Source organism: Paeniglutamicibacter sulfureus, from assembly GCF_039535115.1.
GTDB classification, from domain to species: Bacteria; Actinomycetota; Actinomycetes; order Actinomycetales; family Micrococcaceae; genus Paeniglutamicibacter; species Paeniglutamicibacter sulfureus.
Genome location: NZ_BAAAWO010000001.1, coordinates 3,085,230 through 3,110,983 on the forward strand (window position 1 = coordinate 3,085,230; position 25,754 = coordinate 3,110,983).

Sequence of the window (25,754 nt, forward strand, 5' to 3'; positions counted from 1 at the left end):
CCTCGGATCCTGAACGGCTCTAGCTTGTCCCGCCGGGAGGACCGATGACCAGAAGTGCTGCTGTGATGGCAGCGACCGCGACTAGGCCAACAGCTGCCGCCAGCCAGGGGCTGCGTAGTGCCGTTGCCTGCAGTTTCTCGATGGGCCCCTGTGGTGCTTCCCCGCCAGGTGCCAGCCGCCAAGTGTCACTGAGCAGCCCCCGGCGCAGCATTGCCCGTTCGAATGGCAGAGTGGCAAAGGGAACGACCGCCGAGACCAAGCCCAGCACGCCACGGGCCACACTCCAGCGCTCATTGGCCCAGACAAAGAGCGTCACCAGGCCGTAGGCGATGAAAACCACGCCGTGGACCATTCCAAAAATGCGGACGTAGATTTCCGGCCCAAATCCATACTTGATGACCATGGAGATGATCAGCAACGCCCAGGTCACCATTTCGGCGACAGCCAGTAATCCGTACAGGCGCTTGGGTGATAATTTTGGCGCGGCGGCAACGGAGGTAGAACCTGGGGTGAGATCGGGGCGAAGCATGGGGACTGGCATGCCTTTCTGGAAGTTGGTTTGAACGGTGCGTTTTCGGGCCCACGCACATTGCTAGGCCGTCCAGAGCGCACCAGCGCCCCCGTACGAGGGAGCCGTACCCGGACAGCGACAAGACGGCCACCGAAAGGAATCGGTGCTTACGACATATCGTGGATAGTACTAATCATCTCAGGTCTGTTCGAGGCGGTCTGGGCAGTTGCCCTGGGAGCCTCGGAGGGAATCACCAGGCTCGTCCCCACCGTGGTTTTCGCTGTGGGTCTCCTTCTCAGCATGGCCGGCCTGGCTTGGGCAATGAAGGAGATCCCCACGGGAACCGCCTACGCATTCTGGGTGGGAATCGGGGCCAGCCTTGCGGTGGCCTACGGCATGGTCTTCGGCGGTGAGACCTTCAGCGTGGTCAAGGTTCTGCTGATGATCGGGTTGGTTGGCTGCATCGTCGGCCTGAAGGCCGTGAGCTAGCGCCACCCCGTGGTCATGAAGAAACCAATCATGGCCACGCCAAATCCGATCACGATGTTCCAGCCGCCGATGTCGGGGATCGGAAGCACGGTCTGGGAAATGTAGTAGACCATGATCCAGACCAGCCCGAGGATCATCAGGCCGAACATGACCGGTTTGTACCACTTGGGCAACGGCTTGTCATAGGTCTGGGAATGGTCGCCGTCATGTGGCTTGCGGTTTTTCCGACGTGTCTTGGATTCAGGCATTGCTGCTCCTAGAGTCTTCAGGGCGCCGACACGATCCAACGAGTACGTGTCCGAACGGTAGGCTGGTCACTGTGTGTCGGCGAGGTTTTCTCCTCACCGCCACGCTTACATCCAATACTATCCGCTCAAACTGGACGTCACAGGGTTTCCCGATGCTCCAAGTGACAGTGAGGGAAGTTCGCATGACACGATCCGCATTGCGGACGCGGGCCAAAGCCACGGCCGGCCAGCGACTCATGGGGATATTTGGCGAAGTCCTCATCACGCTCGGAATCGTTATGTTGCTCTTCGTCGGTTGGGAACTATGGTGGACCAACATCGATGCCGGTCGCACGCAATCCCAGCTGACCTCGGAATTCGTCCAGGATCTGACGGACGGGGGGACCGACGCGTTGAGTGCGCCGGCAATTGCGGATAAAGATTTCGGTCCCGCGCCGATCACCGAGATCCCCGATGGGGAAACCTTCGGGATCTTCTACATCCCGAGATTCGGCAAGGACTTCGCCCAGCCGGTGACCAACGGTGTCGGAATGGATGTGCTCAACACCGTCGGCATCGGCCACTATCCCCAGACGCAGGCCCCGGGCGAGCCCGGAAACTTTGCCGTTGCCGCCCACCGCCAGACCCATGGCCAGGTGTTCTGGAACATCGACAAGTTCCAGGACGGAGACAAGATCTATCTCCAGACGCGCAAGGGGTTCTACACCTACGAGTGGCGCGACACCGAGATCGTTCACCCCTCGCAGAGCGAGGTGCTCCTGCCTGTTCCTAACCAGCCGGGTGTCGATCCGACGGCCTCCACGCTGACGCTGACCAGTTGCCATCCGCCATTCACCACCCGGATGCGCATCATCGCCTATGCGGAACTGGAGTCCTGGCGTCCGGCAGATGCAGGACCCCCGCCGGAAATCGCCAACCTGGTGAAAAAGACGATGGAAAACTAGGAACACCACACATGTATGCATGGATCTTCTCCAAACTTCCCGGACCGCTGTGGTTCCGCGTCATCCTGGCGGCGGCGCTGATCGTGGGCGTCGTATTATTGCTCATGACATATGTCTTCCCGTGGCTGAGCCAGTACAGTCCGTGGACCGAATCAACGATTGGCCTGATGCTGCTGTGACCACCCCCAAGATCCTGGTGATCGACAACTACGACAGTTTCGTATACACCCTGGTGGGTTACCTGCAAGAGCTTGGCGCGGAAACCACGGTGATCCGGAACGACGACCTCTCCGTGGCGGAGGTCATCGAGTTGGCCGAGGCCCGAGACGGAGTCCTGGTCTCCCCCGGCCCCGGCACCCCTGCCGAAGCCGGCGTCTGCATCGAGGTGATCCAGTGGTGCGGTGCGCAGATGAAGCCCATGCTCGGGGTCTGCCTGGGACACCAGGCCCTGGCAGAGGCCTATGGCGGTGTGGTCACGCACGCGCAGGAGCTCATGCACGGCAAGACATCTCCCGTTGTCCACACCGGGCACCCGATCTTTGCCCACATACCCAGCCCGTTCACTGCCACCCGTTACCATTCGCTGGCGGCAGTGCGCGCCAGCATTCCCGATATCCTGTCGATCACCGCTGAGACGGAAAACGGCATCGTCATGGGCCTGGCGCACCGAAACGCACCCCTCTGGGGTGTGCAGTTCCATCCAGAGTCTGTCCTCACCGAGGGAGGCTACCAAATGCTGGGGAACTGGCTGGAATCTCTCGGCCTGACCGGCGCCGCGCAGCACGCATCAACGCTGAGTCCGCTGATCCGCGAAGCCGGCGTTTAAGACACCTCAACAAAAAGGGTGCCGTGTTGCCGAAGAGAAATCTTCGGCAACACGGCACCCTTTGTCGATTCATCCACCTTGCGGTGATCTCCGGCGGGCTAGGGGCTTGGCACCGGGAGTACCGGGAGCGGAAGTCCCTGGTCCTGGCCCTGCCCCTTGCCGTTTCCGTTGCCTTTGCCCTTGCTGGAGGTTTCCGTTGGCGTGGGGGTCGGCGTGGAGCCGGTGGATTCCCCCGGGGTGCTGGGAGATTTCGTGGCGGGGTCGCTCGGGGTTGGTTCCTCGGGTTTCACGGCAACCACGACGCTCACGGTGCCACCCTGCGGAGTGGGCGATCCGCTGGTGGGGAGCTGGTCGATGATCGTGCCCGGTTCAGCCGCCGCGGTGGCTTCCTCGGTGGTCGTGATTCCCAGCCCGATGTCGGGATCCTCAAGCAGCTTGGTGGCCTCGGGAACCGTGAGATTAATGAGCTGTGGAACGTTGACCATGCCCGTGGACGTGACCAAATCGATTTTGGTGCCGACCTTGACCTTCTTGCCCAGCTTCGGCTCCGTGTTCACCAGCCAGTCGGAGGGTATCGAGGGATGGTTGACACGGGAAACCATGCCGATCTCGTATCCCAGGTCCTGTAATACCTGGCGGGCACCTGCCTCGGATTGTCCCGCCAGGCTCTCGGGCAGGACGCGGGCCTCCGGCCCCTTCGAGACCATCAGCCGCACCGTGGTGCCCTTGCGGACTTCCCTGGAAGCGGCCGGATCGGACTCCACGACCAGGCCGGAATCGATCTTGTCGTCGAAGACCGGTTCGACCTTCGGCACCAGCTGCAGCTGCGTGAGGGTTGCTTCCGCCTTCTCTTGTGTCATTTCCCCCAGCGCGGGGATTGCGACAGGTGCGTTGCGTTCGGCCTCCGCGCGCATCCAGTTGAAGAAGAACAGTCCGGAAACCGCCAGGGCCAGGACCAGGACCAGCGAAATCGCCACGGTCCAGTTGCGCTTGGACCTGGCACGATGCTCATTGAGCTCGCGCTGCAGGTTCTGTTCCCAGATCGGCGGAGTTTCCCAGTGGTCGTCTCGACCGACCGGTTCCAGGTATCCGGTCTGGTTGACCGAGATTGCCGCGGCGCTGTCGGGGCTTGACGGGGGGAAGGCCGCTGCTGGTGCGGCAAAGGGCGCAACGGAAGCCAGGTTTCCCCCGTTCGCCTGCGACTGCGGCATGGGTGCGGTGAGTTCCTCCGGGGCCAACGCAATTCCTTGGCGGGCGTTGTTCAGTGCCGCGGCAAACCCCGTGGCGTCCGCGTAACGGTCCTCACGGTCCTTGGCCAGGGCCTTGAGCACCACGGCGTCAAAGATGGGGTCCAGGTCCTGCACCAGCGTGCTGGGGGCCGGGGCATACTCGCCCACGTGCTGATAGGCAACCGCGACCGGCGAATCCCCCGTGAAGGGTGGCCGTCCGGTGAACATTTCATAGAGCAGGCAACCGGTGGAATACAAATCGGTGCGGGCGTCGACGGCCTCCCCGCGGGCCTGCTCGGGTGACAGGTACTGGGCGGTCCCCACCACGGTCTGTGTCTGGGTCATGGTGCTGGAAGAATCTGCCAAGGCCCGGGCAATGCCGAAGTCCATGACCTTCAAGTCGTCCCGTTCTGTGACCATGATGTTTGCCGGCTTGATGTCACGGTGCACGATTCCCATGGAATGGGAGTGCGACAAAGCCTCGAGCACGCCCAGGACGTACTTGATGGCCAGCTCGGTGGTCATTTCCCCGGACTTGATGAGGTCCCGCAGGGTGCGTCCGCGGACGTACTCCATCACGATGAAGGGCAGTTCAACGGTTGAACCGGAAAATTCCTGCTTTTCCTCTCCAGTGTCGAAGACGGAAACGATGTTGGGGTGATTCAGGCCTGCCACGGCCTTGGCTTCGCGCCGAAAGCGCGCCTGGACCATGGGATCGCGCGCCATTTCGGCCCGGAGCAGCTTGATGGCGACCTTGCGCCCCAAGATCTGGTCAACACCCAGGTGAACGTCGGCCATGCCGCCGCGTCCAATGAGCTCCCTTACGACATAGCGGCCGTTGAGAATTCGTTCCTCGGTCACTGTTATAACACCATCATCTAGTTGGTTGCCCCGGGCAGGCCCGGGGAAGAGGCGGTGCGGCTGGCCTCTGCGGCCGGCGACGAGGTGGAGGTTTCACTGGTCTCGACGTCCGCCGAAGGACTTGTCTGAGTTTCGCTGGGGGTTTCTGACGGAGTAGGCGTCGGGGTGGGCGTGGGCTCCGCGGGGCCAAGCGACAGGATGTAGGTGATGGTTGTGCCAGGCTCGACCTTCACTCCAACGCGTGGGCTCTGGTCGATCACGGTGCCGGCCACCAAGTTGCTTTCCTGGGCTTCGCCTTCGTTCGGCGTCAAGCCCAATTCACGCAAGGCCGCCGCCGCCTGTTCGCCATCCATGCTGAAGAGGTTGGGCACGGCCACGGTGGTGACCGGGGGTGGAGTCGAACGCGTCGGCGTGGGGGTAGGCGTAGGCGACGGGGTCTCGGAAGGTGTCTCCGAGGTCGCCTCGCTGCTGGTTGTGCTTGATTCGGCAGTGATGCTGGTGCTGGGACTCTGGCTGGTTTCCGGATCGTTGGAGCCGGTCAGCAGGGGCAGCAACCAGGCACCGAGGACAGCAAGGAGAACCAGGACGATCAACGCAATCAACGGAATGGTCCAGGGGTTGCGGTTCTTCTTTTCCGGGGTCCGACGGTCAGCAAGGTCCTGATCGTAGTTGCCGGCGGATTCCTCTTCCCATTGCTGCGAGGCGCCGATGAAGGAATCGGCATCACGGCTTCCAGATCCCTCTACAGGGACCTGCGGCAGGGCGTTGGTGATGGGGGCGGGGGCCGCCACTGTCGGGTCGACAGGGGGCAGAGCAACGGTTTCGTTCCCGCGGGTCACCGGGGCGTGGTTGATGGCCTGGGTGGCGGCATCCGATCCCGAAAAGAGCAGCATTCCGGGCACGGCAAGTGTTGCCGTCTCCGGGTTGCCGGCGCGGATGGCGTCTGCGGCCACGGCCAGCGAATCTGCATCGGCCGGCCGGTCTGCCGGGTCCTTGGCAAGCATCGACATCACCAGCGAACGGACCGGCACAGGGATGTTCTCCGGCAACGGCGGCGGCGTGTCATTGACCTGGGCCAAGGCGATCGCGATCTGGGACTCGCCGGTGAACGGGCGACGCCCGGCCAAAAGCTCGTAGCCGATCACTCCCAGCGCGTAGATGTCCGAGCTGCCGGTGGCCTGCTGGCCCGTGGCCTGTTCCGGGGCAAGATACTGGGCCGTTCCCATGACCTGCCCGGTTGCCGTGAGCGGAACCTGGTCGGCGATGCGGGCAATGCCGAAGTCGGTGATCTTCACGCGGCCGTCGGGAAGCATCAACAGGTTTCCGGGCTTGACGTCGCGGTGCACCAGGCCTTGCACGTGTGCAGCGGCAAGTGCCTTGGCTGTCTGCGAAATGATCGACAGGGTGCGGTCGGGCGAGAGCACCCGTTCGCGCTCGATGATGGTGGACAGCGGCTGTCCGGGCACCAGTTCCATGACCAGGTAGGCGGATCCCTCTTCCTCGCCGTAGTCAAAAACGCTGGCTATGCCATTGTGGTTCAGCAGGGCGGTGTGACGGGCCTCGACCCGGAAACGCTGGAGGAAGCCGGGATCGCCGGTGTATTCCTCCTTCAGGATCTTGATCGCCACCAGGCGGCCAAGGACCTGATCCCTGGCCCTCCACACCTCACCCATGCCACCAATGGCAATACGGTCGGTCAACTTGTATCGACCGCCCAGGGTGATACCGGAAATTGGCCTCACTGGTTGAACACCGCCTCTAGAATCTTCTTCAGGTTGGGACTGGTCAACGAGGAACCAGTCTTGAAATCAATCTTTTCAAACACAATCGTCACGGCGACCTGGGGGTCGTCCGCCGGGGCGAACCCGGTGATCCAGGAGTTCACCTTGTTGTCCTTGAGCACCGAGGTGCCGGTCTTCGCGGCAATATCCAGACCCGGTACCTGCGCCCGGACAGCGGTGCCCTTCTTGACGGGGCCGCGCATCATGTCGGTCACCTGGTCGGCGATCTCCTTGCTGGTCGCGGTGCTGAATTCCTTGGGCTCGTTTTCCGCCAGCACCCGCAGGTCCGGGGCGATGACCTGCTTGACCAGGTTCGGCTGCATGATCACCCCGTCGTTTGCAATGCCCATGGCAGCCATGTTCATTTGCAGTGCCGTGGCCTTCACATCGAATTCGCCGATGACCGACTGGCCAAGTTGCGCCGGGTTCAACTCGGCAGGGAAAACGCTGGGTACCACGCGCATGGGGATCTCCAGCTGTTGGCCGAAACCAAAGCGCTCGGTGACATCCTCAAATGGCTCCCTGCCCAGTTTCTCGCTGATGCCGACGAACGGGGTGTTGCAACTTTGCGCCACGATGTCGGCGAAAGTCGCCTCCGGAATCGCCGCGCAATTGCCGCCGAAGAAGTTGTTCAAGGGCGTTCTTGTTCCTGGGAGGGTCACGCTCGAGGGGTTTTTCAGGACCGTGTCTGCCTTGTACTCCCCCGATTCAAGGGCCGCGACCATGTCGAAGATCTTGAAGGTGGATCCCGGGGCCGTGAGGTTCCCAATGGCCGGGTTGCGGTACGGGCTCAGGCCCGGAACCGTCAGAAGTTCCTTCATGTTCGCGGCGGCCTGGCCGGAGCTGTGCACCGCCAGCTTGTTGGTGTCATAACTGGGCTTGGACGCCATGGCCAGAATGTTCCCGGTCTTGGGCTCCGACACAATGATGGTTCCGAGGGTTCCGTCGGGGATCAGGTCGTAGACGAACTCCTGCAGCTCTCCGTCGATGGTGAGCTCGACCGAGGCGCCCTCGGTTGCCTTGCCCGAGAAGAGGTTGATCATGCGGTCAAAGAACTGGTCCTGGCTTTGGCCGGTCAATTCCTCGTTCATCACCGATTCGAGTTGCGTTGAACCATTGGCCAGCGAATAGAAGCCGGTCAGGTGGGAATAAAGTTCCGGATCGGTGTAGACGCGCTGGTATTTGAACTGCCCTTCGGAGGGTTCGGACTCGGCAATGGGCTTGCCGTCAACCAGGATGGCGCCGCGCGGAAGGTCGAATTCACTGAAGAGCTGGCGCTTGTTCAGCGCATTGTCGTTGAGGTCCTCCGATGCCAGGAACTGGACGTAGCTCAGCGCGCCGAGGCACAGCACGAACAGCAGCATGACGGCGATCCAGGTGTTGCGGATGGCTTGGTTCATCGCTGGGACTCCTTTCGCGGCCAGAGCAGGCCCGGGGAACGACGCGGCGCCTTGGTGGCCACCTCTGCCGTGGCCGAGACCCCGGAAAGCATGGGGCGGCGGGAATTATGCGAAATCAACAACAGCAAAGCGACAATGATCCAGTTCGAGAGCAGGGACGAGCCGCCGGCGGCCATGAACGGCGTGGTGAGCCCCGTGAGCGGGATCAGGCGCGTGACTCCGCCAATGACCACGAAGCACTGCAACCCAATGGTGAAGGAAAGCCCCGTGGCCAGCAGCTTGCCGAAGGTGTCTCGCGATCCGAGGGCAGCACGCATGCCGCGGCTCACCAGGATCAGGTAGAGCAGGACGATGGCGGTCAGGCCGATGAGCCCAAGTTCTTCGCCCAGCGAGGCGACGATCATGTCGCTGTTGGCCAGGGGAACCATATACGGGGTGCCGTTGCCCAGGCCGGTGCCCATCAGTCCCCCGTTCGCGAGCCCAAAGAGGCCCTCGACGATCTGCCGGCTGCCGCCGCTGGCGTGGTAGATGTCGGGATCGAAGGCGTTGAGCCAGCCATCGATGCGCCGGGTCACGTGACTCATGGTCAGGTAGGCAAATGTTCCGCCGCCGACCAACATCATTGTTCCGATGACGATCCAGCTCACGCGGGCGGTGGCGACGTAGATCATCACCATGAAAAGACCGAAGAAGAGTATGGAGGAGCCGAGGTCGCGCTGGACGACCAACACCCCGATGCTTACCAGCCACGCCACGACCATGGGGCCGAGGTCCCGAGACCGGGGCAGCTGCAGTGGACCGATTTTTCGGCCCGCCAGAAGGATCAGTTCCCGGTTCGAGGACAAATAACCGGCGAAGAATATGGCCAGCGTGATCTTGGCCAGTTCGCCGGGCTGGAAGGACAGGCCGAAGAAATGCACCCAGATCCGGGCGCCGTTAAGCACCACGCCGACCCCCGGGATCAAGGGCAGCAGCAACAACAGGACTGAGACCGCCAGGGCGATGTAGGTGAAGCGACGCAGCACCCGGTGGTCGCGGATGGCCCATAAGGTCACACAGGCCACGGCCATCGCCACCCCGGTCCAGAGGATCTGGCGGAATGCCTGGTCATCGTTGCGGGCCAGGTCGATCCGGTGGATCATGGCCAGGCCAATGCCATTGAGGGCAACAGTCACAGGAAGTATTACCGGATCGGCATATTTTGCCCAGATGCGCAGGAACACGTGGAAAACCATGGCAAGCCCGGCGAGGACCAGGCCCTGTGAGATGAATTCCTGGCTAAGCCCGGCATCACTGTTGATGCCCACCATATAGTAGGCACCCATGGCTACACCGAGGGCCAGCAGCAGCAGCAGCAATTCCATGTTGCGCCGGGGGACGGGCGCGGTTTCCAGCTCGCTCACGGTCTGATCTCCTGACAGTAAGGGGGCAGGATCGGAAGGGTGCCGGCCTCACCCGGGTTTTCCGGAACGACCACCGGGCAGCGTTGCTTGGCCGTCACCAGCAGCTCCCCGACAATTGTCTGGGCATGTGCCAGGTCCCGTGCCGGGAGTGCCGAATCAATGCGCTGTTGCGTGTACTCGGGAAGGGAATCAAGGGGAATCTCGGTGACAGTGTCAACATGCGAGAGTTTCAGTGGACCCAGGTCCTGTGAAACGCCCTTGAAGATTGCCACGCGCCCATCCTGGTTGCCCACGAAATACTGGGTCTGCGTCCACAGGTACCCCCAGACGCATACCGCGGCCAGGATCAAGGCCATGAGTGCCAGGAACGTGGGCACAAGCCAGCGCCGGGGTCTGCGGTCCAGCGCCGCGAAATCCTCTTGTTCGGCGGACGCCTGGCCGGCCGGAGTCTTGTGTGTGAGGATCGCCGCTGCACGTTTTTCGCCAGAGCGCTGAGTGACGACGGGAATCTTGCCGGTTTGTGTGGCGAGCTCGGCCGCGCCAACCAAGAGGTGGGGGCGCTTGGCCATTTCGTGGCGGATCAGTGCCGCACTGGCTTCCAGGTCGCCCTCGGCAGCGATGTTCAGCTGCCCGGTGTCCGGGGCCGGATCGTCGGCCGGGGCAATGTCCGTGGCGGGCACTGGCTCTTCGGCGCCGCTGTCCTCGACGACCTCGAAGACCACGATGGTCACGTTGTCTGGCGACCCGTGGGCAAGCGTGGTTTCAACGAGATCCTCGACGGTTTCGTCGAGGGAAGCGGTGCCGCGCATGATGCGTTCGGTGATGGAATCGGGCACGACGGCGTTCAGGCCGTCCGAGCACAGCATCCAGCGCTCCCCGGCCTCGACCGGGTACTGGCTGACATCGAGTTCCGGACTGGCGTCCGAATCGCCCAGGACCCGAAGCAGCACGTTCTTGTGGGGGTGCAGTTCGGCTTCCTCGGGTCGCAGGCGGCCCTCGTCGACCAGGCGCTGGACGAACGTATGGTCGTGGCTGATCTGCTCGAAGACGCCGTTCTTCAGGCGGTATGCCCGCGAGTCGCCGATGTGCGCGAATTGCAGTACGTCGCCGGTCAGTAGCATGGCAGTGACCGTGGTGCCCATTCCCGACAGCTTGGGGTTGGCGTTCACGAGTTCGTTCAGGACCAGATTTGCAGCCTGGATTTCATCGGGCAGCACCGTTTCGGCATCGGGGGTGTCGGGGACATCCAGGTGGACGAGGTCCAGGACGGTGGATGCACTGGCGACATCGCCGCCCACGTGTCCGCCCATGCCGTCGGCAACCACGGCCAGATAGCGTCCCACATAGGCGGAGTCGTCATTCTTGGACCGCACCTTGCCAACATCGCTTCGCGCCGCAAATTTCAGCATCAACGCCATGTCTAGGGCCTCAACTCCATGACCGTCTTGCCGATCCGGATCTTCTGGCCAAGTTCAACCGGCTGGGCGCGGGTGAGCTGGGCCTCGCCCAGGAACGTTCCGTTGGTCGAACCCAAATCTTCGATGAACCACCGGGTCCCCTGGGGGAACAGGCGTGCGTGGCGGCCGGAGGCATAGTCGTCTTCCAGCACGATGGTTGCTTCTTGGGCGCGACCCAGCAGGATCGGGCTGGCCGTGAGCTGGTGCTGAAGGCCCGTAAGGGGTCCCTCGAGGATGGACAAGGTCTTGGCCTGCTGCTTGGCGGGGACCTCCGGTGGCGGTGCCAACGAGGGGTCCTTGCGGATCTGCCGGGACGACGGGCTGCCGACGCCTGCCCTTCCGCCAATGGCAAGGTCGCGGCGAAGCGCGCCGACGATGCTCAAGACCAGCAGCCAGAGCAATATGAGAAATCCGAGCCGCAGCACGGTGAACACTAGGTCGTTCACGCACGGTCTCCTTGAGATTGGGGGAGGAGTCTGAAGATGATGCGTGTTTGTCCCATGGCGATGTTGGAGCCGTCGTGGAGCTCGGTTTCACCAACGATCTTCTGTCCGTTGACGAAGCTGCCGTTGGTGGAGCCCAAGTCAACGGCCCACGTCGCGGCGCCGCGCTGCTCGATCTTCAGGTGCCGGCGGGAAACTCCGGGATCCTCAATGGGGATGTCGGTCTCCGCGGAACGGCCCAAGACGATGTTGGGATGGTTCAAGGCGTATCGTTGGCCGGCAATGTCAAGCACCGGCTGCGTCTTGGGTACCCCACGCGGTGGAGAGGCGGGTGCCGGCGGAGCGGCGGGGGAGTTGCGCACCTCGGCGGCGGAGTCTTCGGAAAAGACCGAGTCGATCTCGAAGTCTCCAGGCTTGAGCTCGCTGTCTTTGCGAAAGTTGACCTCGACGGCGCCCTGCAGTGTGTATCCCTGGCTCTTGGCGTGATCCAGGGCTGTCGTGCAGAGTTCCCTGGCCAACGGCGCCCCCCATTCCCGTGCCCTGGCAAAATCGTCGTCAGAGAGGCGAATGGTGAAGAGGTTCGGCACCAGGGTGCGCGCCTGTGAAATGGTCAGCGACTTCGCATCCATCTGGTTGCGCATACGTGAAGCGATTTCCACGGGCTTGACCTCGGAACTGCCGGAGCCGCGGAAGACGCTGGTGACAAGCTTTTCAAGTCCGCGCTCAACATTGTCGATGAGGCCCATCGCTTCGCTCCCTTCCTGGTTCTAACTCGTGTCGTGGCACGGTTATTGGCATTGCGTCGCAGGGCCTGGATGCCTTGCGCCTTGTTCGATACTACTTGGCTTGAAAATCATCTGGGGCGAAATGTGTTGAAAGCGGCCCCCTGTTCCCCAACGAACGACCGGTGCCATTGGTTGCCCGGGCGTGGCACTGATCACAAAAGCGCCCTCGATTAGTCGTTCAGGGCAACCTGTGTATATGATTGATCTCGCTGTTGAAGTCAATGACTGAAACGCAGTGAATATGCGCGAATGGCGGAATTGGTAGACGCGCTGGCTTCAGGTGCCAGTGCTCGCAAGGGCGTGGGGGTTCAAGTCCCCCTTCGCGCACATATGGAAACACCCCCCGGTCTGATGACCGGGGGGTGTTTTGTTTCTGGTTGGTGCCCAGTAGGCAAGCTGTATGGGCACCGTTGTCGGCCAATTAGCCGACCATGTCTAGCGCTGTGGCGGCTCCCGTCCGCCGCGCGGACGCGGATACCGCACGAGGGGTCCAATATCCCGGTCCTTTGTGATTTGGGGTGGCCCTGCTCCTCGGGTCCGCAACCATTTGTCCGCACCAGGCGGCGGACGCGGGAACTACTTGGCGCCGTTTCCCGCTATGGCCTCGGCCTTGGTGGCTTCTTCCGTGAGGGTCGGATTCGGCTTGCCCTCCCCGGATTGCAGGGCCGCATCAATCAGCGGCGAAGCAAACAGCAGGGGATAGGTCATTCCGGCAATGGCTGCATCTATCAGCGGTGCGGCGATGAACCGCCATACCTGCCCCAGTGCGTCCGGTCCCGCAAACCATGCCACACCCGGGGAACGCGCCGGGTTCACGGAGGTGTTGGTGATCGGAATGGAAACCAGATGGATCAGCGTCAGGGTGAGACCGATGGAAATGCCGGCAAGACCCCGGGGCGCCCGCTCACCGGTGGACCCGAGGATGACATAGAGGAACACGGCGGTCAGGATGATTTCCGCCAGCAACGCCGCAAGCATGCTGTAACCGTCGGGCAAGCGGTCGGCCTAGCCGTTGGTGGCGAAGCCGGAGGAGACTGGATCAAATCCATGTTTACCGCTGGCGATGGCAAAGAGGACCAAGCCGGCGACGGACGCACCGACAACCTGGGTGACCATGTATGCGGGGACTGCTTTCCACTCGACCCGACCCGCCAATGCGGCACCCAATGTCACTGCCGGGTTGAAATGACCACCGGAGATGTGGCCGACCGCATAGACCATGGCCAGAATGGTCAGGCCGAAGGCCAACGCCACCCCGAGGAATCCAATTCCCATGTTGATGGTGTTCGAGGCGACGACCTTGGCTGAGAATATGGCAGCGCCGCAGCCGCCGAATACGAGTACGCCGGTGCCGAGAAACTCGGCGGTCAAACGCGATGACATGGGATGGGACATATCTGGCTCCACACGTGAAAACGCACGGCTATGCAACGTACACGGTATTCCGCAAGAAGCGGCGACATCACCACCCGCTGCGAAAATTCATCACGAGAAAGGGGAAATTCATCTGGATTCCACGGTTTTGCCGTTCGTCGATCCGGCGTCGATGTGAGGAAACTACCGGCGATTCTTGGCGAGGAGCCCCATATCGGTGCATAGACTGGGAGAAGATCGGGCGTTTCCGCCGGCAATGAAGCATGTAGGACAGGAGCAGTCGGAAGTATGGCGTCCCAGACACCGCACCAAAACGTTTCGTTTCCCTCCGAGGGACAGCGTGCACACGGATATCTCGCGTTGCCAGAAGCCGGCCAGGGCCCGGGCGTTATCGTCATCCAGGAATGGTGGGGATTGACTGACCACATCCGGGACGTGGCCGACCGCCTGGCTGCCGAGGGTTTCGTTGCCCTTGCGCCGGATCTCTTCGGCGGATCGGTCGCCCACGACGGGGCAGAGGCCGCGGAAATGATGTCGAACCTGCCCGAGGAACTCGGTGCGAAGCTGCTGGCGGGCGCCGTCGACTACCTGCTTGGCCTCGAAGCCGTCACCAGTTCGACCGCGGGAACCATCGGATTCTGCATGGGCGGCGGTTTTGTGCTGGCCCTTGCCGCCCAGCAGGGGAAGAAAATCTCCGCCGCCGTCCCCTTCTATGGCGTCGGACAGGGTGTTCCACAGAGCTATGCAGGGGTGCGGGCCCAGGTCCAGGGGCACTACGCCAATGAGGACTCGTCCTACCCGGTGGCGAAGGCGCATGCCCAGGAAGCCCAGATCCGCGAGGAATCCGGTGCCGAGGTCGTGTTCCACTACTACGATGCCCCGCATGCCTTCCACAACGATGCAAACCCTTCGGGCAACTACCGGCCCGAGGCCGCGCGCCTGGCATGGGACCGGTCGGTGGACTTCCTCCGGCAGAATATTTCCTAACCAATTTTTCCCAAAAAACCCCGGCCGCCGCAGGTGGCCACACCTAAAGGAGCGTCAGAACATGGCAGAAACCATCATCGTCGGTGTTGACGGCAGCGAAACCGCACAGCGTGCAGCAGAACGCGCGGCGCGCATCGCCACCAGCATGGATGCGGAACTCGTCGTCGTGACCGCCCACACTTCGGACAACACCGAGGTCGTGAAGATCGGCACCGACACCTGGATCCTTGACGACGCGGAGCAGGCCGGAAAGGTCGCCGAGCAGTGCGCTGCAGGCCTGCGCATCACCGAGCCGACCGCCAAGATCACCGCAGCCGCGGCGCACGGCAAGCCGCAGGAAGTATTGGTTGCCGAGGCCGAGCGCCTGAACGCCACGTTGATCGTTGTCGGCAATGTCGGCATGAAGGGCCTGGGGCGCGTTCTTGGCTCCGTGGCCACCTCAGTGGCACACGCAGCCCCATGCGATGTCTACATCGTCAAGACGGTCAAGTAGTCACCGCACGATAGTGAATCGTGGTTAGCTGCGGTCGCCCTTGGCGGCCGCAGCATCACGGACGCGCTTTTCCTCGGCGCGCACCGCGGCGAGTGAGGCACGCTCTTCCTGCAGCCACTCCGGACGATCAGCCAGCAACGCCTCGATTTCCTTGGTGGTCAGCGCCTCGGTGATTTCCGCCCGGGCCAGGCCGGAAATCGAGACATTCAACTTGTGCGCCACGACCGGGCGCGGATGCGGGCCGTTGGCCCGCAATTCCTCAAGCCACTCAGGCGGGTTCGCCAGCAATTCGTCGAGCTCGGCCCGGGACACCGGACCCTCCTGGAACTCGGCCGGAGCTGCGGGCAGGTAGATGCCCAATTTCTTTGCGGCAGTCGCCGGCTTCATGTTCTGTGGGGTTTTCTCGCTCATGTGAACAAGCGTACCGGTACGCTGGGGTGGTGACAGGACTAAAAATCGCCTATGTACCGGGTGTCACGCCCGGCAAATGGCTGAGCCGGTGGAACGAACGCTATCCACAAAACCCCTTGCTTGCCCTGCGCTACGACGGCGGGGAGATCTTGGCGCGCCTGAAGAACGGCGAATCGGACATCGTCTTCGTCCGCTTTGCCGCAGGCTCCTCGCCCAAGACCCCCGCGGTCCACGTGATACCGCTCTATGAGGAGCAACAGGTCGTCTGTGCTCCAAAGGACCACGACATCGAGCTGCATGAAGATGTGGTTCCCCTCGCCGAGATCCAAAACGAGAACTTCTTGGACCTTGCCGACTACCCGGAATCCGTTGGCGGGACGGCCATGGCCATGGAGGTGTGCTCCTCCGGGGCGGGCCTGCTGGTGCTGCCCCTGGGCGTGGCGCGACTGCACAGCCGCAAGGACGTCGTGCACCGGGAACTGTCCGGCGTCCCGCAAACCGCCATCGGCATCGCCTGGCTGGCCCCGGAGGGCGACGACCCCACGGACCCGGTGATCGAGGAATTTATCGGGGTGGTGCGCGGCCGCGGGGAAAATTCCTCACGGCAGGCATCGGTGGCGCAGAAGCAGCAAGAGCAAGCTGCAGAGGCGCGCAAGAAGCGGCAGGCCGCCGACTCCGAGGCCGCCAAAAACGCGAAAAGCACCAAGAACGCCCAGAAGAAGTCAGGCGCACGCGCGGGTCGCCCGGGTGCCAAGCGCGGGTCGAAGCCTGCCTCCCGGGGGCGCAAACGCTGATCCGGCGCCCGGTCCCGCAACCGCCCGTCGTGCTGGCTTAAACACGGTTTCACCTGCGCGCCAACGGGGCGGTGCCGAGGCAAACATGAGACGCTGGTTTCGAGACGCCAATCACAAGGGAGTGCACATGGATTTCGGGACCTACGAGACATTGCTCGTCGAGCAGCGCGGCAATGCCCTGCTCGTGACCATCAACCAGCCGGCCTCGATGAATGCACTGGCCGCCGCCGTGGTCGAGGACCTGCATGCGCTGACCGGGGTACTGGCCGACATCGGCACCGATGCACGGTGGCCCGTGCGCGGCATCATCGTTACCGGCGCCGGGGACAAGTCCTTCGTGGCCGGCGCCAACATCGTGGAGATGAACGCCATGGACCCTCAGGCCGCCTTGGCCTACGGGCGGCGCATGCACGAGGTCACGTTGCGCCTGGAGGCGCTGCCGGTACCCGTGATCGCCGCCGTCAACGGCTTCGCCCTGGGCGGTGGCTGCGAGCTGGCCATGGCCTGCGATTTCCTCTACGCCTCGGCGAACGCCAGCTTCGGCCAGCCGGAGGTCAACCTCGGATTGGTTCCGGGCTTCGGCGGATCCGTGCGCCTGCAGCAGCGCGTGGGCATCGGCATGGCCCGTGAACTGATCTACACGGGCCGGCGCATCAAGGCCGCCGAGGCCCTGCGCATCGGGCTGGTGAACCGGGTGCTTGAGGACAACGCGGCGCTGCTTGCCGCCGCCGAGGAAACCATCGCGGAGATCGCCGGCAAGGCCCCGACCGCGGTGGCCAACGTGAAGAACGCGCTCAACGAGATTGCCGGGCTGAACGTGGTCGACGGGCTCGAGGCCGAGGCCCGCTCCTTCGTCAAGGCCTTCGAGACCGAGGACTCGGTGGTGGGACGCGCCGCCTTCGTGGCGAAGTCGGCCCCCGAGTTCCCGGGCCGCTAGTGCCTCCCGCGGCACAACCGGTGCTGCACGTCTACGGGCGGCACGCCAGCCAGTACGCCGAATTGTGGTTGCCGGAGACCCGGCTGCACGACGTGGTTGCCGTGATCGTGCACGGAGGCTTCTGGCGACAGGCCTATGGCGCCGAACTGGGCCGCCCGCTGGCGGCAGACCTGGCCGCCCGCGGCATCGTGGCATGGAACCTTGAATACCGCCGCATGGCCGGGGGAGACGGCGGCTATCCGGAGACCTTCATGGACGTCGCCACCGGCATCGACGCGCTGGGTGCAGCGCTGGCCCAGGCGGGCATCGAGGACGGCCCCCGGATCGGCATCGGGCATTCGGCCGGCGGGCACCTGGCGCTCTGGGCCGCGGGCCGCTCCCTGCTGCCCGCCGGTGCTCCCGGCGCGCTGCCGGAGGGCAGCAGGTCCCTGGACGGGGTGGTGTCGCAGGCAGGGGTGCTTGACCTGGGCCTGGCCCATCGGCTGTCCCTGGGCAACGACGCGGCGGGCGAGCTGATGGGCTGTTCCCCGGAATCCGGCGCGGCGGCCTGGTTGGCTGCCGATCCCGCCGCCCGCGACCTGCCCGCGGTGCCGCTGGTGATGCTGCACGGCCGGGCGGACGCCGACGTGCCGGTGGAACTGGCCCGCTCCTTCGCCTCCCGGGCCGTGGCAGCCGGGGCGCGCGTCGACTACCGGGAGTACGACGGGGACCACTACGGGCTGATCTCCCCGGGCGACCCCGCCTGGGAGGCCACCGTGGAGGCCCTGCTGGAAGTCGGCGGCGGCGCTGCGCGGGGCGAGGAGCCTCACAAACTGCCTCTCTACCGGCTACCGACCGGTATATTGAAGTCGTCACCCCCGGAAAAACGATGAGGAGCCCGATGTGCTGACGGTCATAGGCGAGGCCCTGGTCGATGTGCTTTCCGGCGGCATCAGCGCGCCACGGACCTTCGTCGGCGGCAGCCCGCTAAACGTCGCGGTGGGCCTGGCCAAGCTGGGACACCCCGTGACATTCATTGGACGCTGGGGGGACGACGAATTCGGCGCGAAGATCCTGCACGCGCTGGAATCGAACAACGTGCGGCACATCTGCGGACCCGACGACCACCCGACCTCCACCGCGCGCGGCATCCTGGACCCCGTGGGCGCCGCCAGCTACACCTTCGACGTGCACTGGGACCTGCCGGAGCTGCCCGCGGGCACCCCGGCGCTGGCCGACGCCCAGTTGGTTCACACCGGTTCGCTGGCCACGCTCGTGGAACCGGGCGCGGGCAAGGTGCTGCGCCTCATCGAGGCGGCCCGACCGCACGCCACCATCACCTACGACCCCAACATTCGGCCTTCGCTGATCACCGACCACGGCCAGGCCGTCGCGAACGTCGAGCGCTTCGTGGCGCTTGCCGACGTGGTGCGGGCCTCGGACTCCGACCTGGAATGGCTCTACCCGCACCGCAGCGTGGAGGAGACAGCGGCGGCCTGGCTGGCCTCCGGACCGGCAATGATCGTGGCCACCTACGGTTCGGCAGGCCCGTGGGGCCTGGTCGAGGCCGGCACCGCAAGCGCCAAGGCACCGGTTGTCGATGTCGCCGACACCGTGGGCGCCGGGGATTCGTTCATCTCGGCAATGATTTCCGCCCTTGAGGTCCGCGGGCTGCTGGGCAGCGCGCGGCGCGAGGCCCTGCACCAGCTGGACACCGCCACGCTCACCGAGGTCCTTGACTACGCGGCCAGGGCCGCCGCCATCACCGTCTCGCGGCCCGGCGCCAACCCGCCGACCCGGAACGAAATCCACTAACGGGGCGCAGCGGGCATGGATGTGCGGTTGGTCGCCAGCGACCTGGACGGAACCATTATTCGCGCGGACGGGACGATTTCCCCGCGCACCATCGAGGCCTTCAAGCACGCCCGCGAGTCGGGCATGCACATCGTGTTCGTCACCGGACGGCCGGTGCGCTGGCTCGAACCGGTCCGCGCGGCATTCGGCCACCTGGGCACCGTGATCTGCTCCAACGGAGCGGTGCTCTACGACCTGGAGACCGAGCGGCTGCTCAGCGCCGAAACCATCGAGCCCGAGCTGCTCATCGAAACCCGCCGGATCATCCTGCACGCCGAACCAAGCGCCACCTTCGCCGCGGAAACCACCCGCGGCCTGCACCTGGGTTCCGGCTTCGCCGACAGCGCCGAGACCTCCCGGATTCAAACCTTTGACGCCCTTGACCTGCGCTCGGAGTCGTTGCGCGAGGAGGGAGTGGTGAAGTTCCTGGCCAAGTCGCGCACCCGGAATGCCGACGACTTCATGGCTGCCGTTGCCGCGGACCTTGACCACCTGGTCTCGGTGACCCACTCCGCGTTCGATGTCTCGCTGCTGGAAATGGCACACGTGGATGTCAACAAGTCGGTGGCGCTGGCCGCATACGCCGCGGGCCTGGGGATCGACCCGGGGGAAGTCGTCGCGTTCGGGGACATGCCCAACGACCTGCAGATGCTGGCCTGGGCCGGTCACGGGTACGCGATGGCCTCCGGGCACGCATCGGCGCTGGACGCAGCCGCCTACCGGGCGCCGGGGGTGGAGGACGACGGGGTCGCCTGCATCCTGGAGGGCATCCTTGCGCGCAACGGCCACGTACCGGAACCGGGCTAGCAAACGGGGGCCCCGGGCCCGGCCGCTGCCAGGCGGCGGCGAACACCTCGATCCGAACCGATGAAGGGAACGCGATGGACTCCGCACGTGTCGGCACCGCACCCTTCCTGCTGAACACCGTCGGCTCCGCGATGGCCGGCTCACCGCTGGCGTTCTCCCACCGCGGCTTCGCGCCCGACGGGGCGGAAAACACGCTGAAGGCTTTTGCCGCGGCGCACGACCTGGGGTTCGGCTACCTGGAGACCGACGTCCGTGCCACCAGGGACGGGGTGCTGGTGGTGTTCCACGACGAGGATCTGGCCCGGCTTGCCGGGGAGAAGCGCAAGCTGGCCGACTGCACCATGGCCGAACTTTCCGGACTGCGGATTGCCGGCGAACCGATTCCCACCTTCGACGAGCTGCTCCGGGCGTTCCCGCAGGCGCACTTCAACGTCGATGTGAAAGATGCCGCCTCCGCCGCGCTACTGGCCGATGCCATTGCCGGCCATGACGCGCACTCGAGGGTGCTCGTCGCCTCCTTCGGAGGTCGGCGCCGGCGCAAAGTCCAGCACCTGCTCGCCCGCGAGGGGCTCCCCGGACCGGCTGTCGCCGCCAGCCCGGGCGTGATGGGGACCGCGGCGGCCGTCCTGTTGGCCAAGCTTGGCCCGCCGCGGCTGCCACGTGCGGCATTCCGGGAGTTGGCGGCCCTGCAGGTCCCCGAACGTCGCGGACCCGTCCGGGTGGTGACGCCGAGGTTCATCTCCAAGGCCCACGCCGCCGGGCTGCAGGTCCATGTGTGGGTCGTCAACGGGGAGTCGGACATGCACCGGCTGCTGGAAATGGGTGTCGACGGGCTCATGAGCGATCGCGCCGACACCCTGGCCCGGGTCATGGCCGAACGCGGCTGCTGGCCGCAAAACGGGCACGCCGGCTGAACGTGCACTGCGTGCCGGCGGGGGACTCAGGTGGTGGCTGTCGCCAGGGACGCCAGTGGCTCCAGCACCTTTGGCGCCCAGCGGCGCAGCTGCGGCTCGTCGGCGTCGGCCAGCAGTTGCAGCCAGGTCTCGTGGGTGTGCAACGGGGAAATCCGCAGGGCGGGGGCCACCAGCTCGTAGAGCTCGTCGGGGGATCCGTAGTCGTCCCACGCGGAAAGGTACGCGCCGATGGCCGCAAGGATCCTCGGGTCGTCGGCCGTGGCACGGAAATCGATGCGCATCCGCTCAAGGGGCCGGGCCAGCGAGGCAAAGGGGTGCGCCCAGTGTGCGTCGCCCAGGTTCAGGATCCGCGGTGCGCTCTTGTCGTCGGTGGGCGCAAAGACCCGGCGGCGGTCGAAGGAACCGTGCTCCAGGCTCAAGGGGATCGGCCCTGCGATCAGCTCCGCGCAGGCCAGTTCGATGTCCTTGAGGGCGCCGAAGGCGTGGTCGGCGTCGCGGGCGGGAATGCCCAGCGGGTGATCGGCGGGAAGTGAAGCATGCAGGGTGAGCGCGTTGTTGAACTCCTCGGGAAGCCACGCCGGATCCTGGATCTGCAGGCCCGCGTCGAAGAGTGCCTCCTCGGAATCGACAACCTCGCGCTGCAGCGCGCCCAGGGCACCGAGCGCACGTACCCACAGCTCGGGGGTGGTGGCCAGCCCGTCCAGCGTTGCACCGTAGTCGGGGGAGAGCATCCAGCCGCGTTCAGGGTCGATCGCCAGGGGCATGACCAGCCGGTCCGGGACCAGGTTGGCTGCAGCGGCGGTGACCGGCGGCTCAAAAAGCTGCCCGGGGGCCACCGCCTTGAAGAAAAGTATTCCGGAGTCGGTGGGAACGCGCAGGTACTTGGCGCGGAGCGACGAAGTTGCTTCCTGAAGTGCTCCTATGCGCTTGAGGGAATATGCCTCACAGGCCATGTCCACCCAGGCGAGCACCTCGGTGCGCCATTCGCCATCCGTCCAATTCTTAATCCACTGAGCCACGCCCACTATCCTAGCCAGTGAATCGTCGGCTTTCCTGTGAGGCCGAGGCGGCCGGCCAATGCTGGCCCGTCGAACCAGCCCCCTAGCCCTTGGCGGATCCCGCCATGAGGCCGCGGACGAAGTAGCGCTGCAGGGCGAAGAACACCGTCAGCGGCACGATGATTGCCAGGAACGCCCCGGCGGTGAGAAGGTGCCAATCCTGCCCGCGGGTCCCGGTGATTTCCGCCAGCAGCTTGGTGATCGGTGCGACGGGGCCGTCCGCGAAGATCAACGCGACCAGCAGGTCGTTCCAGACCCAGAGGAACTGGAAGATCGAGTACGCGGCGATGGCCGGGGCACAAAGCGGCAGCACGATCCGGAAGAAGATCTGCCCGTGGCTGGCTCCGTCCACCCGGGCCGCCTCGATGATCTCGTTGGGGATCTCGGCAATGAAGTTGTGCAGCAGGAAGATCGCCAGCGGCAGCCCGAAGATCGTGTGCGCGATCCACACCTGCGCGTAGCCGGCCTGGCCGAACGCCCCGATGACCGGGTAACCGAAGAGCTCCCCGGCCGCGAACAGCCGCAGCAGCGGCACCAACGCCATCTGGATCGGCACGATCTGCAGCGCGAAAACCAGGATGAAGAGCAGGTCCCTGCCGGGGAAGCGCATCCAGGCAAACGCATAGGCGGCCATGGTGGCCAGCAGCAGCGGGATCACCGTGGCCGGCAGGGTGATCGCGATGGAGTTGATGAACGACCCGGCCATGGTCAGCTGCGAGTTACCGGCCTGCAGGACGTCGGTGTAGTTCTGGGTGGTGAAACCCGGGTTTTCAAAGATCGTCCACCAACCGGTAGTGCGCACCAGCTGTGCCGGCCGGAAGGAGGAGACCAGCAGGCCGATGGTAGGGATGGTCCACAGCGCGGCAATCACCAGCGCCGCTAGCGTGGCCCATTTATTCGTCAGCCGGGACTTGGCCAGGGAGGCGGTTCGGAGGCGCCGGGAAGTCCCGTTGGCCGGTTCGGGGGTCAAGGGCGTGGCCTTGGCAAGCGTGGACATCAGCGCAGCTCCCTTTGCATCTTGATCTGCCGGGCGTTGTAGATGACGATGGGCAACACCATCACGAAGAGGATGACGGCGAACGCCGCGGAGCGACCGGCCTCGAAATTGCGGAACTGGGTGTACATTTCGTTCGCGATCACCGAGGTGTCGTTTGCGCCGGCAGTCATGGTCCGCACGATGTCAAAGACCTTCAGCGAGGCGATCGAGATCGTGGTCAGCACGACCACGAGCGTGGAACGGATGCCTGGCAGCGTGACGTTGGCGAAGCGCTGCCACGCACTGGCCCCGTCGATCTCGGCAGCCTCCAGTTGCTCGACGGGCACCCCCTTGATCGCCGCGGACAGCAGCACCATGGCGAAGCCGGTTTGCACCCAGATCAGCACCACGATCAGTGCCACGGTGTTGAATGGCTCGTTTTGCAGGAACCGGACCGGTTCCCCGCCCGCCCAGACGATCAGCTGGTTCAGCAGCCCGATCTGTTCGGCGTCGGCGGGCCGATCGGTGTAAACAAAGCGCCAGATGATCGAGGCACCGACGAACGAGATGGCCATCGGCATGAACACTAGGACCTTAAAGAACTTCTCGCCGCGGGACTTGTCGATGAATACCGCGTAGGCCAGTCCGGCGATGGTGGAGACCACCGGGGCGATCAACACCCACAGCACGGTGTTCAGCACCGTGCGGACGCCCGACGGCTGGGTAAAGATCCAGGCGAAGTTCTCCAGCCCCACAAATTCGGTGCCACGGGAATTCATGAACGAGGCGATGGTGGTCTGGATGGTCGGAATGACCAACCCGGCAGCCAGCAGGATCAGTGCTGGGGCGAGGAACCCCACGAGTGCGAAGACGTACCCGGCCCCGTGCCGCGATCGAAGGTCAAGCCAGAACAGCAGCAGGCCCAGGAAGCCGGCGGCGATGATGGCCCAGGTGTAGGAATCCAGGATCGCGACCATCGCCAGCGGGAACACGACGCAGGCAACTGCGCGGATGATGGTGTATTTGCGCCCGCGTCGCGGCGCCAGCTCGATGAGGAAGAGCAGTAGCACCACCACGGCCAGGAACACCCCGATGACGATGGGGATCTGCGCCAGTGTGGGCAGGGTGCTGAGCCATAACAGGAACATTGTCATGATCCGGTTGCGCCTTTCGGAAAAGTTCCGGTGCCGGGTCCGCCGCACCGGGCGGCTAACCCGGCCAGGGAAGCGGGACGGAAACGCTTGTGGCGGTGGCGCCGGTCAGGGTCGGGTCGGACCCGTCCCTGACCGGGCGCTCGTGCCAGCTAGCTCGAGGGCCAGCCGTTCTCGATTTGATTGAGCACCGTCTCGGAATCCGAGCCGTTGATCCAGTCGACCATGCCCCTGAAGAACGTGCCGACACCCACGGAGCCGGGCATGAGGTCCGAGGCGTCAAAGCGGAACGTCGTTGCCGGATCCTGCAGGATCTTCACCGCTTCCTCAAGCAGCGGATCCGAGGCATTGGCCGGATCCAGGCCCTTGTTGGCACTGAGCACACCGCCGAGTTTCACCCGGGAGTTGGCCCATTCGGGGCTGGAGAGGTACTCCTGCACCTTCACGACCGAGGGATCGTCGTTGAACGCGCCGACGATCTCGCCACCGCCGGTGACCGAGTTGCCGGCCCCGTCCATGGACGGGGTGACGAAGCCCCACACATCTGCATCCGGTCCGACTTTTCCGCCCGCATCGGTGATGAAGCCACTGAAGAACGACGCCTGGTGGGTCAGCGAGCAATCGCCGTTGACCATCACGTCGGCCACGTCGCCGAAGGCGGTCGAATTGATGGAGGTGATATCGCCGTAGCCGGCGTTGACGTACTTCGGGTCCTTAAGGATCTTGCCGACCTCGTCCAGTGCCGACTTGATCTGCGGATCGGTGAACTTGACCTCGTTGGCGACCCATTGGTCGTAGACGTCCTTGCCGGACTGGCGCAGCACCAGGTCTTCTACCCAGTCGGTGCCCGGCCAGCCGGAGGCATCGCCTGAACCGAAGCCGGCGCACCAGGGAGCCTCCCCCTTGTCCTGCTCGATCTGCGCGGTCAAGTCCAGCAAACCCTGCCAGGTGGTGGGGACTTCCCAGCCGTTTTCTTTGAACTCGGCCGGCGAATACCAGACCCAGCCCTTGACGCTTGCCATGAGCGGCGCCCCATACAAGGTCCCGTCGACGGTGCCGTACTTGGCCCAGTCCTCGGACCAACCGGAGGCGACATTCGCCTTGACCCCTTCGGAAGCGGGCTTGAGGAATCCGCGGGTGGCCAGGTCGCCCAGCAGCCCCGGCTGGGGGAAGATGGCCAGGTCCGGGGCGTTGCCGCCCTGGGCGCGGACGGCGATCTGCGTTTCGAACTCCTTGGAGGATTCATACTTGATCGTGATGTTGTTCTCCTTCGACCAGTCGGCCCAGGATTCCTCGAGCAGCTTGGCCTCCGCATCGGCGATGGTGCCGTAGAGGGTGACCTCCGACTTGCCGGTGGCAGTGGCTCCGCTGGTGCTCGCCGGACTGGTTTCCGGGGCTCCCGGGCCGCCACCGCAACTGGTGAGAACCAATGCGGCTACGCCGAGAGCCGCCACGGAGGCGTACGCCTTTCCCCGTCGTAATGTTTTCATCATTCCTCCTGCTCGGTCGGGTGGCAGTTGCCGCCCGGTACATTTGGGACGGGGGAAGAGTACGATCCGCCGGCCCCTGCCTCCGCGGCAGCACCGGCAGGCGGGGACGGACGTCCCCCCGGCAGGATCACCGTGAAGTCCCCCATGAAGGT

General features: G+C 64.4%; 26 protein-coding genes, 1 tRNA gene, 1 pseudogene and 1 riboswitch. Of the genes and pseudogenes, 13 read left to right on the forward strand and 15 right to left on the reverse strand.

The genetic code is table 11. The features are described 5' to 3' along the window. Positions 1-19: 19 nt before the first annotated feature. Positions 20-529 (reverse strand): DUF3817 domain-containing protein, encoded by a 510-nt coding sequence (locus ABD687_RS14095; RefSeq protein WP_302263312.1) that lies wholly within the window; start codon positions 527-529, stop codon positions 20-22. A 72-nt stretch (positions 530-601) separates the two neighbouring features. After that, positions 602-663: riboswitch (guanidine-III (ykkC-III) riboswitch) on the forward strand. Between the two features lie 22 nt (positions 664-685). On the opposite strand from ABD687_RS14095, the gene ABD687_RS14100 reads away from it, so the two are divergent. Beyond that, positions 686-1,000 (forward strand): DMT family transporter, encoded by a 315-nt coding sequence (locus ABD687_RS14100; RefSeq protein WP_302263377.1) that lies wholly within the window; start codon positions 686-688, stop codon positions 998-1,000. Here ABD687_RS14100 and ABD687_RS14105 read toward each other — a convergent pair. After that, positions 997-1,248 (reverse strand): cell division protein CrgA, encoded by a 252-nt coding sequence (locus ABD687_RS14105; RefSeq protein WP_264271035.1) that lies wholly within the window; start codon positions 1,246-1,248, stop codon positions 997-999. The genes ABD687_RS14100 and ABD687_RS14105 overlap by 4 nt on opposite strands. A gap of 182 nt (positions 1,249-1,430) precedes the next feature. Between ABD687_RS14105 and ABD687_RS14110 the strand changes: the two genes are divergently transcribed. Genes ABD687_RS14110 through ABD687_RS14120 form a run of 3 tightly spaced genes read left to right on the forward strand, consistent with a single transcriptional unit; the run spans position 1,431 to position 3,018 of the window. Further along, complete coding sequence (locus tag ABD687_RS14110) at positions 1,431-2,192, forward strand: class E sortase (RefSeq protein WP_264271034.1); 762 nt, start codon at positions 1,431-1,433, stop codon at positions 2,190-2,192. An 11-nt stretch (positions 2,193-2,203) separates the two neighbouring features. After that, complete coding sequence (locus tag ABD687_RS14115) at positions 2,204-2,371, forward strand: hypothetical protein (protein ID WP_310290187.1); 168 nt, start codon at positions 2,204-2,206, stop codon at positions 2,369-2,371. Beyond that, the gene (locus ABD687_RS14120) at positions 2,368-3,018 is read left to right on the forward strand and encodes an anthranilate synthase component II (protein ID WP_302263309.1); all 651 of its coding nucleotides are present in this window, start codon (positions 2,368-2,370) and stop codon (positions 3,016-3,018) included. Before ABD687_RS14115 ends, ABD687_RS14120 begins: the two co-directional genes overlap by 4 nt. A 98-nt stretch (positions 3,019-3,116) precedes the next feature. Here the strand turns inward: ABD687_RS14120 and pknB are convergent, their stop codons facing one another. From pknB to ABD687_RS14155, 7 genes are read right to left on the reverse strand one after another with little or no spacing between them, the layout of a single operon-like run. Next, the gene (pknB, locus tag ABD687_RS14125; protein ID WP_310290185.1) at positions 3,117-5,108 is read right to left on the reverse strand and encodes a Stk1 family PASTA domain-containing Ser/Thr kinase; all 1,992 of its coding nucleotides are present in this window, start codon (positions 5,106-5,108) and stop codon (positions 3,117-3,119) included. Between the two features lie 17 nt (positions 5,109-5,125). Further along, a complete protein-coding gene (locus ABD687_RS14130; RefSeq protein ID WP_302263307.1) occupies positions 5,126-6,850 on the reverse strand; it encodes a protein kinase domain-containing protein in 1,725 nt (574 codons plus the stop codon). Then, positions 6,847-8,289, reverse strand: coding sequence for a peptidoglycan D,D-transpeptidase FtsI family protein (locus ABD687_RS14135; protein WP_302263306.1), 1,443 nt, complete (start codon positions 8,287-8,289; stop codon positions 6,847-6,849). Before ABD687_RS14135 ends, ABD687_RS14130 begins: the two co-directional genes overlap by 4 nt. Beyond that, a complete protein-coding gene (locus ABD687_RS14140; protein WP_264271028.1) occupies positions 8,286-9,692 on the reverse strand; it encodes an FtsW/RodA/SpoVE family cell cycle protein in 1,407 nt (468 codons plus the stop codon). Before ABD687_RS14140 ends, ABD687_RS14135 begins: the two co-directional genes overlap by 4 nt. After that, a complete protein-coding gene (locus ABD687_RS14145) occupies positions 9,689-11,110 on the reverse strand; it encodes a PP2C family protein-serine/threonine phosphatase (protein ID WP_264271027.1) in 1,422 nt (473 codons plus the stop codon). The genes ABD687_RS14140 and ABD687_RS14145 overlap by 4 nt, the downstream gene beginning before the upstream one ends. 2 nt (positions 11,111-11,112) lie before the next feature. Beyond that, entirely contained in the window at positions 11,113-11,595 is a 483-nt protein-coding gene (locus tag ABD687_RS14150) for an FHA domain-containing protein FhaB/FipA (protein ID WP_264271026.1), read from the reverse strand. Continuing rightward, positions 11,592-12,338, reverse strand: a complete 747-nt coding sequence (locus tag ABD687_RS14155) for an FHA domain-containing protein (RefSeq protein WP_302263305.1) — start codon at positions 12,336-12,338, stop codon at positions 11,592-11,594. The genes ABD687_RS14150 and ABD687_RS14155 overlap by 4 nt, the downstream gene beginning before the upstream one ends. A gap of 282 nt (positions 12,339-12,620) precedes the next feature. Here ABD687_RS14155 and ABD687_RS14160 point away from each other — a divergent pair. After that, positions 12,621-12,704, forward strand: a tRNA-Leu gene (locus tag ABD687_RS14160). A gap of 249 nt (positions 12,705-12,953) precedes the next feature. Here ABD687_RS14160 and aqpZ read toward each other — a convergent pair. Continuing rightward, positions 12,954-13,772: pseudogene (gene aqpZ, locus ABD687_RS14165) on the reverse strand (aquaporin Z). A gap of 267 nt (positions 13,773-14,039) precedes the next feature. On the opposite strand from aqpZ, the gene ABD687_RS14170 reads away from it, so the two are divergent. Next, positions 14,040-14,738, forward strand: coding sequence for a dienelactone hydrolase family protein (locus ABD687_RS14170; protein ID WP_310290180.1), 699 nt, complete (start codon positions 14,040-14,042; stop codon positions 14,736-14,738). Between the two features lie 61 nt (positions 14,739-14,799). After that, on the forward strand, positions 14,800-15,231 hold the full coding sequence (locus ABD687_RS14175) for a universal stress protein (protein ID WP_264271022.1): 432 nt from the start codon (positions 14,800-14,802) through the stop codon (positions 15,229-15,231). Positions 15,232-15,255: 24 nt separating this feature from the next. On the opposite strand, the gene ABD687_RS14180 is transcribed toward ABD687_RS14175, so the two are convergent. Next, positions 15,256-15,642 carry a DUF5997 family protein gene (locus tag ABD687_RS14180; RefSeq protein ID WP_302263304.1) on the reverse strand — a complete coding sequence of 129 codons (387 nt, stop codon included), beginning with the start codon at positions 15,640-15,642 and terminating at the stop codon, positions 15,256-15,258. Positions 15,643-15,671: 29 nt separating this feature from the next. Here ABD687_RS14180 and ABD687_RS14185 point away from each other — a divergent pair, with 29 nt between their 5' ends. From ABD687_RS14185 to ABD687_RS14210, 6 genes are all read left to right on the forward strand, one after another. Next, positions 15,672-16,436 (forward strand): substrate-binding domain-containing protein, encoded by a 765-nt coding sequence (locus ABD687_RS14185; RefSeq protein ID WP_310290177.1) that lies wholly within the window; start codon positions 15,672-15,674, stop codon positions 16,434-16,436. A 127-nt stretch (positions 16,437-16,563) separates the two neighbouring features. After that, positions 16,564-17,373 (forward strand): enoyl-CoA hydratase/isomerase family protein, encoded by an 810-nt coding sequence (locus ABD687_RS14190; RefSeq protein WP_302263302.1) that lies wholly within the window; start codon positions 16,564-16,566, stop codon positions 17,371-17,373. 20 nt (positions 17,374-17,393) lie between these two features. Next, complete coding sequence (locus ABD687_RS14195; protein ID WP_310290173.1) at positions 17,394-18,245, forward strand: alpha/beta hydrolase; 852 nt, start codon at positions 17,394-17,396, stop codon at positions 18,243-18,245. A gap of 10 nt (positions 18,246-18,255) precedes the next feature. Next, positions 18,256-19,167, forward strand: a complete 912-nt coding sequence (locus ABD687_RS14200; protein WP_310290172.1) for a carbohydrate kinase family protein — start codon at positions 18,256-18,258, stop codon at positions 19,165-19,167. 21 nt (positions 19,168-19,188) lie between these two features. Beyond that, on the forward strand, positions 19,189-20,013 hold the full coding sequence (locus ABD687_RS14205; RefSeq protein ID WP_302263376.1) for an HAD family hydrolase: 825 nt from the start codon (positions 19,189-19,191) through the stop codon (positions 20,011-20,013). 74 nt (positions 20,014-20,087) lie between these two features. Beyond that, entirely contained in the window at positions 20,088-20,927 is an 840-nt protein-coding gene (locus tag ABD687_RS14210) for a glycerophosphodiester phosphodiesterase family protein (protein WP_302263300.1), read from the forward strand. Between the two features lie 26 nt (positions 20,928-20,953). Here the strand turns inward: ABD687_RS14210 and ABD687_RS14215 are convergent, their stop codons facing one another. From ABD687_RS14215 to ABD687_RS14230, 4 genes are all read right to left on the reverse strand, one after another. After that, on the reverse strand, positions 20,954-21,946 hold the full coding sequence (locus ABD687_RS14215; protein WP_302263299.1) for a hypothetical protein: 993 nt from the start codon (positions 21,944-21,946) through the stop codon (positions 20,954-20,956). Positions 21,947-22,028: 82 nt separating this feature from the next. Further along, a complete protein-coding gene (locus ABD687_RS14220) occupies positions 22,029-22,982 on the reverse strand; it encodes a carbohydrate ABC transporter permease (RefSeq protein WP_264271013.1) in 954 nt (317 codons plus the stop codon). After that, on the reverse strand, positions 22,982-24,115 hold the full coding sequence (locus tag ABD687_RS14225; protein ID WP_264271012.1) for a carbohydrate ABC transporter permease: 1,134 nt from the start codon (positions 24,113-24,115) through the stop codon (positions 22,982-22,984). The genes ABD687_RS14220 and ABD687_RS14225 overlap by 1 nt, the downstream gene beginning before the upstream one ends. Before the next feature lie 149 nt (positions 24,116-24,264). Continuing rightward, positions 24,265-25,602: an ABC transporter substrate-binding protein gene (locus ABD687_RS14230; protein WP_302263298.1), complete on the reverse strand. Its 1,338-nt coding sequence runs from the start codon at positions 25,600-25,602 to the stop codon at positions 24,265-24,267. Between the last annotated feature and the right edge of the window lie 152 nt (positions 25,603-25,754).